6 protein-coding genes are annotated in these 17,261 nt (G+C 40.5%); 2 read left to right on the top strand and 4 right to left on the bottom strand.

Features of this window, described 5'->3' with window-relative positions; translation table 11 throughout:
• Positions 1-12 precede the first annotated feature (12 nt).
• Genes asp2 through DVW06_RS04650 form a run of 3 tightly spaced genes read right to left on the bottom strand, consistent with a single transcriptional unit; the run spans position 13 to position 4,432 of the window.
• Positions 13-1,605, bottom strand: a complete 1,593-nt coding sequence (asp2, locus tag DVW06_RS04640; RefSeq protein ID WP_005471824.1) for an accessory Sec system protein Asp2 — start codon at positions 1,603-1,605, stop codon at positions 13-15.
• Complete coding sequence (gene asp1, locus DVW06_RS04645) at positions 1,592-3,193, bottom strand: accessory Sec system protein Asp1 (RefSeq protein WP_237440909.1); 1,602 nt, start codon at positions 3,191-3,193, stop codon at positions 1,592-1,594. The genes asp2 and asp1 overlap by 14 nt, the downstream gene beginning before the upstream one ends.
• A gap of 21 nt (positions 3,194-3,214) precedes the next feature.
• A complete protein-coding gene (locus DVW06_RS04650) occupies positions 3,215-4,432 on the bottom strand; it encodes an accessory Sec system protein translocase subunit SecY2 (protein ID WP_137264456.1) in 1,218 nt (405 codons plus the stop codon).
• A 261-nt stretch (positions 4,433-4,693) separates the two neighbouring features.
• On the opposite strand from DVW06_RS04650, the gene DVW06_RS04655 reads away from it, so the two are divergent.
• Both DVW06_RS04655 and secA2 read left to right on the top strand, forming a co-directional pair.
• Positions 4,694-5,149, top strand: a complete 456-nt coding sequence (locus DVW06_RS04655) for a hypothetical protein (RefSeq protein ID WP_005471818.1) — start codon at positions 4,694-4,696, stop codon at positions 5,147-5,149.
• Positions 5,150-5,190: 41 nt separating this feature from the next.
• Positions 5,191-7,560, top strand: coding sequence for an accessory Sec system translocase SecA2 (gene secA2 / locus DVW06_RS04660; protein WP_137264457.1), 2,370 nt, complete (start codon positions 5,191-5,193; stop codon positions 7,558-7,560).
• A gap of 136 nt (positions 7,561-7,696) precedes the next feature.
• Here secA2 and DVW06_RS04665 read toward each other — a convergent pair whose 3' ends face one another.
• Positions 7,697-17,143: a pectate lyase-like adhesive domain-containing protein gene (locus DVW06_RS04665; protein ID WP_137264458.1), complete on the bottom strand. Its 9,447-nt coding sequence runs from the start codon at positions 17,141-17,143 to the stop codon at positions 7,697-7,699.
• Positions 17,144-17,261 lie beyond the last annotated feature (118 nt).

The raw sequence follows: 17,261 nt of genomic DNA on the forward strand, positions 1-17,261 counted from the left end.
CTCCCCCATTTCTTATAAAATTTTCTTGATATTCCGATGAAATGTATGCACAAGAATATTCTTGTATTGTTTCAAAAACCAATTGTTGATAGCGGGACTATTGTCGTTATGACGGCCGATCATGCCTTTATATAGAACACGAGTCATGGGAAAATTGTTTTTTAGAAATTCAAATAACATTGGAAATGCCTCCATGTCATAATCGTCTTGTTTCATGTAGGCGATAGCAAATGTCGTTTGCCTGTAGTCTCCACTTTTAAACTTTTCCCAGAAACGTCCATTCAATTGACTACTTGCTTCTTCTGAAACAAAGCCAATATTGTAAAGCAGCATATCCAATGAAGTTGGAAATCCTGTTGGCCGATTGATGCGTTCATTGAGTGCAATAGATCCAAGATTCGTCAACGGTTTCCCCACGATGACACTGTTTGGACTCAAATCACTCGCATAATAAAGAGCGCCAAAAGTGCCCATCGACAATCCAGACAAAATGAGATCCGATTTTTGAAATCCCAACAATGCTAGTTTTTCTAATATGATTGTTACGATTTCTTGTTCAAATTTCTGGCTGCCTAGATAGAAATTTCCTCCTTCTAGACGGGGGTCACCAATCAGCAAAAAAGGACAGCCCATGCTCCCCATCATTCCACGTCCTTCGAATCCTTCAGCAGAGCGATATCCGGAAAAATAAACCGCTAATGGAGGTTTTAGGTCTCCTGGATTAAAGTAATAGATCACTTCTCCGCCCAGATGCTCATCATCCCGGATCCGGCCGCCCCCTGGAATCATGACACTTTCATCTGCCATTGCTCGTCGCAAGTGCATTTGTCCGATCGTAAATTGTCCTTGATTTCCTTTGGCATACAATGAGACGTTGATGTATGCCTGTTGATCCAATTTGAAGTAAATCGGATCCCCATTTATGATGCGATCGTGGGCGATCTCAATCACTTGAATGACCTGATTTGTGTTTTCTTTGATGAAAAAAAGTTTGATCTTCAGTATCGCCTCTCCTTGGATATTTGCGATCTCGGGATAAAAACATGTCCGTTCCTCTTTAGGGATCAGGTTCGTCATTTTCCAAGTAGTGATTTGCTGATAATCTGGTGTCAATTGTGCCTTTACCTGACAAGCTGCATGTCCTTCTTTAGTGATTTGCAACGATACATCTTTATTAAATTTCATGTGATCCATCGATAACTTATATCCTTGCTGCTTCGCTGAAAATTGTTCATTGATGCTACTAAAAACATTTTCCAACTGTTGTTCATCAAACAGTTTTGCTGCTTTTAATGTGAAGAGCGCTTGAACTTCGGGAGACAGCTGACAGTTTTTTTCGTAAAAGATTTGATAGGCTGGCAGTTGTTCCAATAGCTCCTTGTCTTCAAGAATCAACGCATCTTTCTCTAGTAGAAAAAGGGCTCGATGGTACTTGCTGTTATATTTGTCTTTCTCGAACAGCTGCAGTTCCTGCTCATCTTTTCTGAAATCATAGGCTAACGGAAGCCATTGATAAACAAACAAAGAAGAAAGCTGTTTTTGCCACTCTGAAGAAACAGCTGCAGCCGCAATATGGAATATCTTTATTTGTTTAGACGACGCCATAGAGCAGATCCCTCCATTGTTTGATGACATTTTCTTCGCTAAATCGTTCAATATAACTGATATTTTCTACTAGTGCTTGGTTCCAATTGTTTAAATCATCCATATAAAAAGCAATTGCTGGATCTAGGTCTCTGATTTGACCAATGATTTGCCCATTCTTTTGGTCATCAACATAATCGGTTTTCTTCCGAACGAGCTGAGGAATTCCTGCGCTTACTGCCAATGCTTGTTTCTGCACATCAACTTCAGCAGACAAATCAATATACAAACGTGTCTCATTAAAATCCTGTCGAATCGTCGTGAGGTGAGAATCCAATCGAAAGTGAATCCTGAAGTTGACATCAACTGCTTCTACCAGATTTCTCCAGTTTTCGCTTTCTCGAATCTCTTCAATCGCCTCTTCATCTGTTTTAAATAACTTCTTGGCTTTTTTTGCTTCAAAATACTTCAGTACCTTCTGATACTCCTCAGATTCACTATCGACACCAAAGTGAGTATCAACCATTTCTTTTTGTGCTTCACGTAAAACGACTTCGCTTTGGAATGTCGTCGTTTCGATAATTAAGTCATAACGATCATTTTGAATGACTTTTTGCAGCAATAAGTGATGGATTCTCAGAACGTCTTCATTAAGCTCACCGGCGTTCCAATAAAGAACCAGCTGCGGAATGGAGTTGCTATTGCCTAGATGGAAAGAAGTTGTGTAAATAGGTATGCGCTGTATACGAGATGGGTCATTGACACCGGAAAGTCTCATTAAAGACAAGAGCGCTGTTTGATTACTAGTGGAATCAGTAATAATTTTATTTTCGGCTGCCCACAATTCTGCTTTTTCCTCTGGTGCACACTTTGAAAGTTGGTGAGCATCAGAAACGATCTGAATCACTCGCTTTCGTTGCTCATTCGTTTTGACCAATCGCAGATTCCGCTCATTTGCCAAACAGATCAGTTGATCTTCGGATTCACTATTCCATTGAAATTGATTCATCATTTCTAAGAGAAGATCCTCCATACTTCGATACTGACTTTTCTTTAGTCCAATTCTTTGAGAATCAATCAGCTCAACATGCGGATTTTCTCCAAAGTATTCCACACATTTTTCCATTCCCGATTCGTTATAGTAAATCCTCTTTACTTGTTCCCCATTGTCTGTCTGCAATGATTTTGCAGAAATAAATCCTCGATCATCGAAGAAGAGAATTTGTCGGTAAGGGTCCGTCATTAAATACATTTGTTCCGCAAAGCCAAAAGCATTGAAACGAATTTCACCAAATGGTTGATCTTCCTTGATCAACGTGATACCAAAAGGCGTATAGACTTTCTCCACATTGTGAGAAAGAGGCAAGTCATCTACATCTAAAGGAAACCCATTGATCTTGTGAATATCTTGCAAGCGATCGTAAAGCGAAGTCATCTGAGCTGCTTCTAACCCATACGCATGCATTTTATAGCGCAAAAACGGGATATGTTCCAATAACAATAAGTGGTACGGTTCTCGATTGTTCTTGAAAAGCTGAATGACATTCATCATGTAGTCACTTTCTAAATTGCCGCTGCTGGTCGTCCAATCGGGAATAAAATAATTCAAAGAATTGCCTCCTAACATCCTCTAAAAAATCCGGTAAGTGCGTCTGGAAAAGAGGAAGCGTATTTCATTTGTGATAGTTTCTAAAATAATGATCAACATAAAAATACTTCCAAAATAAAAAGCTAAGTTGGAAATGATCTGATTTTGCAACCCAATCAATAACGGAATCATTGAAATGATCACAAGATAACTGTTGCCAAGCAATGCAACCGTAGATAATCGCTTCAATATATATATCTCCGTCTGTTTACCAGGTGCAATATTTAAAATATAGTCTCCTGTCTCTTTAAGATTTTTGGCTATATCGTAAGGTCGAACGTTAATAAAACTAAATCCATAACCTAAAACATAGAGAATCAGACCATAAGTGAAAACACCCCGCACATTATTAAATGAAAAGTAAGTCGTAATAAAATTCGAAAAGCCTGTGTCTCCCCACTTTTCATTCAAGAGTAAAAGCTGCGGCATTGAAAAGACGGTTACCGCAAACATAAACGGCATCGCTCCTGCAGGCAAAAGACGAATGGGAATATACGAATTGTTGAAGCGACTATCAATACCTGTCCGTTCAATATTGATGCGGTATTCTGCACTGTAAAGGAAAAGCGTTAGATAAATAAAGATTAAAGTCACTATAACCAAACCAATCATAAAATTTTGACTCAAGTGGACGGATTCTGTTTGTCCCGAAATTAACATGGCTGGGATGTTCATCAATAGACCTGGAACGATAAACAAGCTTTGACCACCGATTCCTTTGTCGATATTGATATCGGCTAGCCACGCAACGAACAATCCTCCAGCAGTCAAAATAAGGACTGCTCCTAAAAACAACAGGACAACGGATCCCCCAACAGCTTTTTGATCGATCATTGATGAACGAAATTTTAACACTAATGCGCAACTTTGAAGGACAGCAAATAAAAGAGTCAAACAACGTTGAATATAGCCGATTCTTTTTGTGGAAAGATTTCCGATACTTTCTGTATCAATCATGCTGATCGTTGTCCAGATGATCAGAGCAGTCATATACGGTCCCATTCCTAAAGAAAAAAGCGTTGGAACAGTGAAATTTCCACCGGTTGATGTTGCTAAGAATTTCAGAATCAAGCTAGTTGATTCCTCTGGTATCTTTTCTGAAATAAAAAAAGGAATCGGAATATGCTTTCCTATCTCAACGATGAACAACAGGAAGAAACTCGCGATGATCCTACGAATGAGTTCTTTTTGATTCTTCATTTTCATCTCCAATTTTTCTTACTTTTTTTCATCTGTAAGGATTAACAAAATAATAGCAAGTTTAAATCCCCCTTTTTTATTTGTTTTTTTGTTGAAACGAAAAAAAAAATGAAAAGGTGGTGTTAGTCATTGTGGTATCATCGTTTTAAATTCAAATAAGAAAACAACGCTTCATTTTTAGATGATCATCTGAGAATGACGAGGATTGGAAAAAAAGGGGAGAAAATTCCGTAGAAACATCCCCAAAAAGAAGGATTTCATATGAAGAAACTAATTGAACTCATCATACCTCTTGTTTTGCTGTTAGGAGGTATCTTTTTTTTGAAAGATACTTTGACGAATAATGAAACACAGACTGCAGAATCAAGGACTCCTGACAATGAACCTAGTCCTAGATTAGACTTGAAAGCTGTCGTTTTACGGACTGAAGATACTTTGGAGGTAGCTGATCAAGAGTCCATCTATCATGGGGAATTTCCCTACTATAATATGGACACCACCAAAACCTATACGTTTTCCCTTCACTTCGTAACAAGTTCTGGTGAAGCGTTGCTTGATCAAAACAAGGAACCACTTATTGCGTCCAAAAAAATGAAACTAGCTGCTCCGAAGGGAAAAATCGTCTTTTTTTTAGAAGCCAATGATTTGATGCGGGATTATCTTTTTGAACTAGAGGACGTAATGATTCGTGCTAAATTAGCCAGTAACACAAATTAATCTGCTAACACTATCAATTTTTTGGGGAAGGATCAGCAAAAATGAAAGATAAAAAATTTCGCAAATATATGCGGTTAGCGAGAAAGGTTCAAAATCTCGCAGACAAGTATCGGCAATTGTCGGATCAAGAATTACAAATGCAAACTATTCTTTTTCGTCAACAACTCGAACTAGGAAAAAAGTTAGAGAGTATACTCCCACAAGCCTATGCTGTAGTTGTCGAAGCAGACCGTCGTGTCTTAGGAATGGAACCTTATTTTGTCCAAATTCTTGGCGCGATTGCTCTTTTTTATGGCAATGTTGCTGAGATGAAAACCGGTGAAGGAAAAACATTGACAGCCACCATGCTGATGTACTTACACGGTCTGGGAGGCAAAGGAAATTTTTTGATTACTTCCAATACCTATTTAGCATTGCGGGATATTGAAGAAACCGGGAAAGTCTATCGTTTTCTAGGACTAACCGTGGCTGCTGGAGTCCCCGAACATGAAGATGAAGGAGAAGAAGTCGACAAAGAGGTCGTCTATGCAGCAGACATTGTCTATACTACCCATAGCGCATTGGGATTTGACTACTTGTTTGACAACTTGGCCGTTTCTCCAGATGAACAATACGTTACCCACTTCAATTATGTACTGATTGATGAAATCGATGCAATATTACTCGATATGGCTCAAACACCATTGATCATTTCAGGAGCTCCCAAAGTCCAGTCCAACTTTTTTACGCTATCTGACTGGTTTGTAAAGAGCCTGATTGAAGGGAAAGACTACCTAAGGAGCGAAAATAAGCGCCACGCCTGGTTTACAGAAACAGGTATTCAAAAAGCAGAAGACTACTTAGGTATCGAAAACATTCTTTCAGAAAAATGGAAAAATCTTTACCGCCATTTAGTCATTGCCTTGCGGGCCAATTATCTCTTGCACTTAAACAAAGACTATGTTGTGGAAGACAATGAAATTCTTTTACTTGACGAAGCAAATGGGCGCAAGTTGATCGGAACAAAACTACAAGCTGGGCTTCATCAAGCAATCGAAGCCAAAGAAGGGGTAAAGATCACCACGGAAAGCCGATCCATGGGCTCCATTACCTATCAGAATCTCTTCCGAAAATTCAAGATTTTATCCGGAATGACCGGGACAGCCAAAACAGACGCTGACGAATTTCGTGAAACTTATAATATTGACGTAATCGAAATTCCAACGAATAAACCCATTCGCCGAAAAGATCATCAGGACCTCGTATATGTTACCAATCAGTCAAAGATCATGGCTTCTTTAGAAGCAGTAAAAAATGCTTTGATCCAAGAACGTCCCGTTCTGATTGAAACAGGATCGGTCTCAATGTCGACTTTATACTCTCTGATTCTCTTAAAGCATCGAATTCCTCATAACCTTTTAAATGCTACAACAGCGACCAAAGAATCCTGGATCATCTCAGAAGCGGGCAAAAAAGGGGCCGTAACAGTAGCCACTTCAATGGCTGGACGCGGTACAGACATTAAACTTGAACAAGACGCGCGGGAAAACGGCGGTCTGTTAGTAGTTGGAACCGAACGAATGACCAGTGACCGAATCGATAATCAGCTGCGGGGGCGCTCCGGACGTCAAGGAGACCCTGGTGATAGCATTTTTTATGTATCCATGGAGGATAAAATCGTTGTTGAAAGTGCACCTAAATGGGCAGCCCAGGAACGAGAACTATTAACTGAACAAGAAAAATCAGCCAATGGTTTCAAGCCATTAAAAAAGAAAAAATACAATAAATTGATCAATCAGTCTCAAAGCAATCGCAAAAATCAAGAAATTGCTGGACGTCAAACAACGCTAGAATTTGACTCAATCATCACCATTCAAAGAGACAAAATGTACAGCATGAGGAACAGTATCATGACAGGCACGCCAGTTGAGTTAGAAAAAATCTTCAACAAATGCATGGAAGAAGCAATCAATCAATTCATCACTAAGAAAGAGAATCTAAATAAACAAGCGATCCTTGATTTCATCTTTAATAATTTGGACTATAATTTTGATATTTTTGAAATCGAGAAACTGGATAAATTTAATAAACGAACCGTCAAAAAATTCTTATTAGCTCTGATTTCAGATCGTTTGACTCACATTCAGCAATTCATGCCAGACAGTTTCCAGCAGCTGTTCTTCAAGCGAATTGTTCTTTTAAAAGCGTTGGATACTCTTTGGATCGAACAATCAGACAACTTGCAACAATTGAAAACAGTCATCAATGGAAGAAACTGGGGACAACACCGTCCCATCTATGAGTTTCAAGTAGAGGCACACCGTTCTTTCACTCAAATGCGTGAAGCAATTTATCTAGAAGCAATCAGAAATTTATTATTATCCGAGTTGGTAAAAACAGAAGATGGTTCATTCGATGTTGAATTTCCATAATCGGCTATAGCGAATAAAAAAGCGTCACAGTTAGGAAAATCTAACTATGACGCTTTTTTATTGAGTAGTAACACTTCTATCATTTTAGAAGAGCTAGGAAATTTATCCCAGCCCTTCATAAACTGAAAGGAACTGATTAATCCGTTTCACGCTTTGCTGCATCTTTTTTCTTTTTCATTAAAGCAATCGCAGCTAACAGCGCGGCAATTCCAGCAAGAGACATTTGACTACCGCTTGCATCAGATTCACCAGTCTTAGGAAGAGTGGCTCCAGTCGCATGTCCCCCCACTCCTATGTTGCCTTGTGACGTTCCTGTATTTCCGTTCGTTGCATTATTCTGCTCGGAATTTGTAGGAGTTGAAGTAGATCCGCTGATTGATGCACTTTCTGAAAGTGAATGATCTTGACTAGTTGATTGCGATTGTAGTTCTGAAAGACTTTCAGACAAACTATTACTATGATAGTCACTGACGATTTCAGAGTTGACATCACTTGTACTTAACGAAGCAGATTCACTAACGCTTGTACTTTCGCTGATTGATTCGCTTGCGCTCATAGAGACGGAGTCCCGATCAGAAGCACTAAAGCTTTCACTCAGACTAGCAGAGTTGCTAGCACTTGTACTATCGCTTGTAGAGCCAGATTCACTTGTCTCAGCACTGCTTGACATTGAGTCACGTTCACTATCACTGATGCTTGTGCTTTCGCTAGCTGATTCACTCACACTTAGACTTTCACTTGTTGAGTTCGAATCACTTACACTTGCACTATTCGACATTGAGTCACGTTCACTGTCACTCGTACTTGTACTTTCACTGGCTGATTCACTCGTACTTGTACTTTCACTGGCTGATTCACTCATACTTGCACTTTCGCTTTGACTAATCGATGTGCTTTCACTTGCAGAAATTGACTCACTTGTACTGAAACTGCGGCTTTCTTCCGTAGAAATACTTGCGCTTTCAGACTCAGAATCACGAGTGCTGGAGCTGTCGCTTATACTCTCAGAAGCAGAGACTTGGTCGCTAGTGCTCATTGATTGACTCAAACTTGTACTGTCACTTGCACTAACCGATTCAGAATCTCGGAAACTTTCACTCGTACTAATACTTTCACTAATCGAAGTTGATTCGCTAGGTGAAACCACCGTACTATTCCGCTCGCTTTCGCTAGTACTGATGCTGACGCTAACTGATTCACTTATACTCGAACTTTGTGAATCACTTGTTGAAGCACTCACACTTTGAGACTCAATCACTTCTTGTTTTTCGCTAAGCGACGTACTGATTGATGCCGATTCGCTTAGACTCGTACTAATTGATTGTGAGGTGCTAGTGCTTTCACTAGCACTTGCTGAGACAGAATCATTGGTACTTGTACTGTCACTTGTTGAAAGGCTAGAACTATTCGATCTTGAATATAGATCACTTAAGCTGTCACTTGCACTAGCGCTATTGCTGATCGATGTGCTAGCACTATCACTCGTGCTGAAACTACGTGATTCGCTTGCACTTTCAGATCTAGATACTAAATCACTTTGGCTCGTGCTTAAACTTAAGCTGTTACTGATCGATGTGCTGCCGCTATAGCTCAGGCTGTCACTTCGCGATTCACTCGCACTCTCTGATCTAGATAGTAAATCACTTAAGCTAGTACTTGCACTCAAGCTATCACTGATTGAAGTGCTCATGCTGTTGCTTACACTATCACTCCGTGACTCACTAGCACTTGTTGATTGAGAGTTCATTTCACTTAAACTTAAGCTAGTACTGCTGCTTCCGCTAAAGGAAGTACTTGTGCTTTGACTTAAGCTATTGCTCCGCGACTCACTGGCACTGGCTGAACGAGATAGTAATTCGCTCAAGCTAGTACTGCTGCTTTCACTCGTACTAATTGACGTGCTGCTGCTATAGCTGACGCTATCACTCCGTGACTCGCTGGCACTTACTGATTGAGATAGTTGTTCACTTAGACTTGTACTTGAGCTCAAACTCGTACTAGCTGAAGTACTATTACTGAAACTATTACTTAGACTATTACTTAAGCTAATCCCTTCGGAAAGCGAGTCGCTTGTCAATTGACTCAAGTTAGTACTCAAGCTGGTACTGTTGCTCATGCTAGTTGACGATGAATCACTCAATGAAATACTAGTACTTGTGCTGAGACTCAGACTTGCAGAAGTACTACTGCTGTAGCTTTGACTTTCACTTGCAAATGATCTACTTTCTGAAAGACTATCGCTATTGCTCAAGCTTGCACTGATTGACAACGAGTCACTTATTGATGTGCTGATACTCAAACTTTCGCTCATACTTACAGAAGCACTATTACTAATACTTGTACTATCACTAGTGCTTGCACTAATGCTTGCTGAGGTACTACTGCTGTAGCTAGAACTGTCACTAGTACTTTGACTAATACTTGCCGAAGTACTGCTGCTATAGCTTTCACTCATACTAGAACGTGAATCACTGATTGACGTACTCATACTATTCGATTCACTGTTGCTGATACTTGAACTAATTGAAGCAGAATCACTGACTGAAGTGCTGACACTTGTGCTCAGGCTCAAGCTGGCTGAAGTACTACTGCTATAACTTTGACTTTCACTAGCCCGCGAATCGCTAACTGACGTACTTGTACTTGTTGATTCACTAATACTTGCACTAGTACTACCGCTGTAGCTTGCAGAGTCGCTCGCACTTTGTGAAACCAAACCACTAGTACTCAATGAGGATGAATCACTGATTGATGTGCTCACACTTGCTGATTCGCTGTTACTGATACTTGTGCTTACAGATAATGAATCACTTAGCGATGTGCTTGTACTTATCGAGTCACTGTTACTTACACTTGTGCTGCCGCTATAGCTTGCAGAATCACTCGTACTTTGTGATACGGAAATACTTGTACTCAATGAGGATGAATCGCTGACTGACGTACTTTCGCTTGTTGAATCGCTACTGCTTACACTTGTGCTGCCGCTATAGCTTGCAGAATCACTCGTACTTTGTGATACGGAAATACTTGTACTCAATGAGGATGAATCGCTGACTGACGTACTTTCGCTTGTTGAATCGCTACTGCTTACACTTGTGCTGCCGCTGTAGCTTGCAGAATCACTCGCACTTAATGATGCGGAAATACTCATGCTTAGAGACAGCGAATCGCTGATCGACGTACTCACACTTGTCGAATCACTGTTACTTACACTTGTGCTGCCGCTGTAACTTGCAGAATCACTCGCACTTAACGATGCGGAAATACTTGTGCTCAATGACATGGAGTCACTGATTGATGTGCTCACACTTGCTGATTCGCTGTTACTAATACTTGTACTTACAGATAATGAATCACTGATCGACGTACTTGTACTTGTCGAGTCACTGTTACTTACGCTTGTGCTGCCACTGTAACTTGCAGAATCACTCGCACTTAACGATGCGGAAATACTTGTGCTCAATGACATGGAGTCACTGATTGATGTGCTCACACTTGCTGATTCACTGTTACTAATACTTGTACTTACAGATAATGAATCACTGATCGACGTACTTGTACTTGTTGATTCACTGTTGCTTACGCTTGTACTTAGCGACGAAGAATCACTTAGTGACGTGCTTTCGCTTGTGGACTCGCTATTACTTACGCTCGTACTACCACTGTAGCTTGTAGAATCACTCGCACTTAATGATGCGGAAATACTTGTGCTTACTGACAATGAATCACTGACTGACGTACTTTCGCTTGTCGACTCACTGTTACTTACGCTCGTACTACCGCTGTAACTTACAGAATCACTCGCGCTTAATGATGCCGAAATACTTGTACTCAATGAGGATGAATCACTGATCGACGTACTTGCACTTGCGGATTCACTATTACTGATACTTGTGCTTACTGATAATGAATCACTGATCGAAGTGCTTGTACTTGTTGACTCACTGTTACTTACGCTCGTACTACCGCTGTAACTTGCAGAATCACTCGCACTTAGTGATGCCGAAATACTTGTACTCAATGAGGATGAATCACTGATTGACGTACTTGCACTTGCGGATTCACTATTACTGATACTTGTGCTTACTGATAATGAATCACTGATCGAAGTGCTTGTACTTGTTGACTCACTGTTACTTACACTTGTGCTACCACTGAAGCTTGCGGAATCGCTCGCACTTAGTGATGCAGAAATGCTTGTGCTCAGAGACAACGAATCGCTGATTGATGTACTTGTACTTGTCGAGTCACTGTTACTTACGCTCGTACTACCGCTGTAACTTGCAGAATCGCTCGCACTTAGTGATGTGGAAATACTTGTACTCAATGACATAGAGTCACTGATCGACGTACTTATGCTTGTTGAGTCACTAATACTTGCAGATGTTGACTCACTAGCTGACGTACTTGCACTTGTCGAATCACTGTTGCTTACGCTCGTACTACCGCTGTAACTTGCAGAATCGCTCGCGCTTAATGATGCAGAAATACTTGTGCTCAATGATGATGAATCACTGATTGATGTGCTTAAGCTTGCTGACTCGCTGATACTTACGCTAGTGCTGCCACTGTAACTTGCAGAATCACTCGCACTTAGTGAGGCGGAAATACTTGTACTCAATGACAATGAATCACTAAGTGAGGTGCTCAAGCTGGTTGACTCACTGATACTTACTGATAGTGAATTGCTTGCAGAAATACTTTCACTTGTTGAATCGCTATTACTTACACTCGTACTGCCGCTGTAACTTGTTGATTCACTTGCACTTAGTGATGTCGAAACGCTGACACTCACTGAGGATGAATCACTAAGTGAGGTACTCAAGCTCGTTGAATCACTAATACTTACCGATAAAGAATCACTAGTTGATATGCTGGCACTGATTGAGTCACTGATACTTGTAGATGTTGATTCGCTAACTGACGTACTCACACTTGTCGAATCACTGTTACTTACGCTCGTACTACTGCTGTAACTTGCAGATTCGCTCGCACTTAGTGAGTTAGAAATGCTTGTACTCAATGAGGATGAATCACTGATTGATGTGCTCAAACTGGTTGACTCACTGATACTTACTGATAGTGAATTACTTGCAGAAATACTTTCACTTGTTGAATCGCTATTACTTACACTCGTACTGCCGCTATAGCTGGCTGATTCACTACTAGACTCACTATTACTATCGCTAATGCTCAATGACATCGACGTACTAATTGAATTTGAGATCGATTCTGACTCCGATAAGCTTTCGGATAAACTCATGCTTGCACTCAACGAATCAGAAATAGATTCACTCAAACTAATGCTTTCACTGAGGGAAGAAGAATCCGATTCACTGATAGCGACAGATAATGATTCTGATGCTGAAATACTTTCTGATACTGAGTCACTTTCTGACAGAGATAGTGACGTGGATTCACTTAGTGATTCCGAGAGTGAAACTGATACTGACTCTGATAAAGATAAACTTTCAGAATCACTTGTACTGTTGCTCAATGATCCAGAAACAGACGCACTTAAGCTGGAACTATCACTTTCCGAATCAGACTCTGATACACTAGCTGATATAGATAACGATTCTGATGCCGAAAGGCTTTCTGACATTGAATCACTATCCGATAATGAAATAGATGTTGAAATACTTTCAGATAGGGATTCTGACAACGATTCTGAATCACTAATAGAAATTGATAGAGACATTGATTCGCTTTCTGAAATAGATGTAGATAACGAACCACTTTCTGAGTCTGATACCGAAACAGATTCACTGATAGAAAGAGACGTTGACTCTGAGTCACTCAATGAAATCGAAACCGATTCTGAATCACTTAAAGAAGTTGAAGTAGAGATTGATGCTGACAATGATTCAGAAGTCGAGTCATTCATGTCAGATTCACTTTCTGAAATAGACAATGACACTGAGTTGCTCTCTGAATCTGATACTGAAACAGACGCACTAATTGATGTAGAAATTGATTCTGAATCACTAACAGAGATCGATTCTGATAATGAGTCACTTTCTGAAATTGATTGAGAAAGAGAAACACTTTCTGACTCAGAAGTAGAAGTAACAATGGATTCTGATAATGATTCGCTTCCCGAAATAGACTCGGACGTAGACAATGATACCGGGTCTTGTTCATAATTGACCGTAAACATCTGTGGCGAAGAATCCGTTTGAGATGCTCCATTGCTGGTAGTATCAAAAGTTTGATTGGCAGCCATAGCTTCCGCTAATGTATTGTAGACTACTCCATCTGGTCCTGTAACCGTATAGATATACCCATTTCTCTCTAAATCTGCATCTGTCACCCCAAGAGTGAAACTTTCATTTGAAACACCGGAAGTACCATATTTTCCAACAGTGACAGTTCCTGGGATTTGCTCAAATGCTTCCCCTGTAGCAGGATCTGATTCAGGTTGATTATTACCAACGACACCGACTTCTTGATAGGATGGATAAAGAGTGATCGTAATAAATTGTTGATCACTGTCTGTTGTACTGCCATTATTACTAGTACTATCAAAAACAAATGTTCCAGTTTGATCTGCATAATAACCAGCTTGAGTTAGGTAATCTGCGATTAAGTCAGAATAGCTTAGTTCTTGACCAGTCGTCCCATTGATAGCAACTGTGCCAACTTGGTTTTGTAATGGACGGCCATCTGAATTAACAAAAGTTACATTGACAGTTTGTGTGTCTGCTGCAACGTAAATGGTTGTCAGACTCGCTTCAGTTCCAACTGTAGTAGATCCAGGCTGTACATTGCCATTCAATACGGCACCTGTTGCATAATAGTAACCTGGTGGCAAATTAGTCGAAGTATAGTAACTATTTGTCCAATCGATAACATTCCCGTAGTTTGCAGGAATTCTATCTGTTCCGGAAGCTTCGGTACCAGCATTCATATACTCAGAAGAGATTACTTGACCAGTCTTAACGTCGACATATTGGTACTGAACCGAATGATTGGCAACACCATATACATAAATATTATAAGTATAATTTGTGTTCTCCATTGGAACAATCGCAACCGTCGCTTGCCCATAGCTGTCCCCATTATCGGCATTAGTCGTACTATCTCCGCCGCTTTGACCATCATTTTTAGCTGAACTAGCAACTTGGGTACCGATTGCCCACATATAATTTTCAGGCATTAACTCATTGGCATACTCCAATGTTTGCAAATCAAGATACTCACCAATGTAATTAACGTCTGGATCAATTGGCATATCAACAGTTTTAATAATATTGCCGTACTGATCAACATAATTTACGGTTACGGTTCCTGGCGCAATCGCAACAGTCGCTAATTCACGGGTAGAAGTGTCTACAATGTTAGATGTAGTAACATTTCCAGCCGTATCTTTAATAGTTGTTGTCGAACCTGAAATAGTCATTTCCACGAATTTTAAGTTACGGTTGCCTTCTGGAGCAGCGGTTTGGCTACTGCTGCCTTGCCATGTACTGATCTGAGAATTATTCATGACAAATGTTCCCGAACCGGTAATCAATCGACCTGCCGAAACAGCTCCTGAAGAAGTTAGACGGGCTAAGTGCAATGCCCGCGGTGAAATAAAGCGAACTGTTGCACCGGAAGCCACGTTCACAACAGTGTTGGCATTCCATTGTTGCAGATCAAGTACCGTTCCTGCATTAAATGTAACAACCGCTCTATTCGTGACGTTTAGCGAGTTGGAACCTACTGTACGAGTTGCCGTCATTTGCAGATTTTGACCAAAAGTTGCGGTTCGGTCATTTGATTGACTTCCCGAGTAACGAGAAAAATCGAGTAGCATTTGGAAACCGTCTTGTTTCCAAGTTACGTCATCTCCGACAGTAATTGAGTTAAATCCATAATAGACAAGGGGATAGTTGTTGCTGTTATAGGTACTTAGCTCGTTTCCAATAATTGTCGCGCCATCGCCCACTTTAAAGGTGTGATTGAATCCTGTATCACTCGCATTATTGCCACGGATTGCCATATAGTAAAACATGGAGTAGCCGGTAGTACCAGCTGTCCGATTCAACTCTACATGGGCTCCGTTAGCGATTGCTACTTCACCAATTTGCATCAATTCTTGTTTGACATTTGCGATGACTTTACCTGATAAAGTAACGTGACTGTCCTCTGCATCCAGCAATCGTCGTGGTTGGTATGAGGTATCTGTCCCGCTAACACCATCTCGGCCTTCGAGAGTCACATTATTGATATTGAAGTACCAGTACCCATAACCTCCGGTTGCTGATCGTGAATCGATCACTCCATCTGCATTACCTGTGCCACTGTCTCCTGAGTTGGTACCTGATTGCCAATGAATCAAATTCACATCTGTGATCGTAAAGATAGAACCGCGAACTGTAGAACTTGTCCCTACATTAAATGCTGCTCCTGCCATATTGACTGTAAACCCATTACCGTCAATAATCACACTCGTTGCCCGCCATCCTAAATCACGGGTAGCCACATTGGTAGCTGCCGTAATATTAGCGGTTACCTCAATATAGGTAATCGAAGCATTTCCATATGCTGCTTTCAGCGTAGCCCAGTCATTCACTGCTGCATAAGTGCCATTAGCAATAGCTGTTTGCTTGTATAATTCCTTATTTTTCACTTGGTCCGGAACATCAACCGTCACCCCAGAAGGTGAATTGGTTTTGTTACCATCGTTGATTGCCTGCTCAAATTCTTCTCGGCCCATATCTGGATCCGCAGAAACATTGATTTTAACAATCTGCCCTGATTGGGTGGTGATGGCAAAACTAGCAATCAAATTATTGGCACTAGCATATTGTTGTGCTGCCCGAATCAAAGATGTGCTTGGTGATTTGCCATCTTTGACAACAATTTCTAATGCATTCGTCGTGGTGTCAACCGACGCTTGTACTTTCTTGGGTACTAATTGATCGAAGAGATCTTGTGCTTTTTGTGACTCCACTTTATTTTTTTCGGAAACAGTTTGTTTTGGTTGGTTCTTTTGACTTACTGAAGTTGAATGAGAGCCACTTGTCGATTGTGACAACGATAGACTTGTCGATTCTGAGGCACTTGACGACAATGAGCCACTTTCAGAAATCGAGGCGCTTTCAGAGATACTCAAACTTTCTGATTCAGATCCGCTCTTCTCTTCCGAAAGACTCATTGATTCAGAAACACTTTGAGATGCCTCGATACTGGTAGCATTGTTTTCAGTTTCTGAATCACTGATACTCTGTGATTCTGTTACACTCGTTGACTCTGTCGCACTTTGTGACTGGGTGTTGCTTTCGGATTCAGAAAAACTTTCCGATGGACGCATGCTTTCAGATTGTGAAGTAGCCTCACTTTCTTGCGTCGATGAAGCAGGAATTTTGGCATTCGTTTTATTTGCCAAGACGTTCTCGGCATTTGCTTCTTTGCTTGCATCTAAAGGCGGTGTGATTTCTGAAGCATGCGCCACGATTGGTGTGATACTCAATCCAGCAATGCCAGTAAAAGAAGTGATCGTTGCATAGACCCAATGTTTTCCGCTTTTATACATCTTGTAGCGTTCACTCTTATTGGAGCGTAGCAACTTTCGATAATTATTCTTTTTACTCATTACGTTTATTTTTCTCCCCTTTCATAAAACTATTTTTATAAGCTTCCCCTAGTCCTATTTTTAAAAGATAGGACAATTCATTATTTCATAACTAGTAAAAAAGTTACGTTTTGTCCCA

Origin of the sequence: Enterococcus sp. ARL09-542 (genome assembly GCF_005234805.1) — a bacterium.
Taxonomy (GTDB): Bacteria; Bacillota; Bacilli; order Lactobacillales; family Enterococcaceae; genus Enterococcus_D; species Enterococcus_D gallinarum.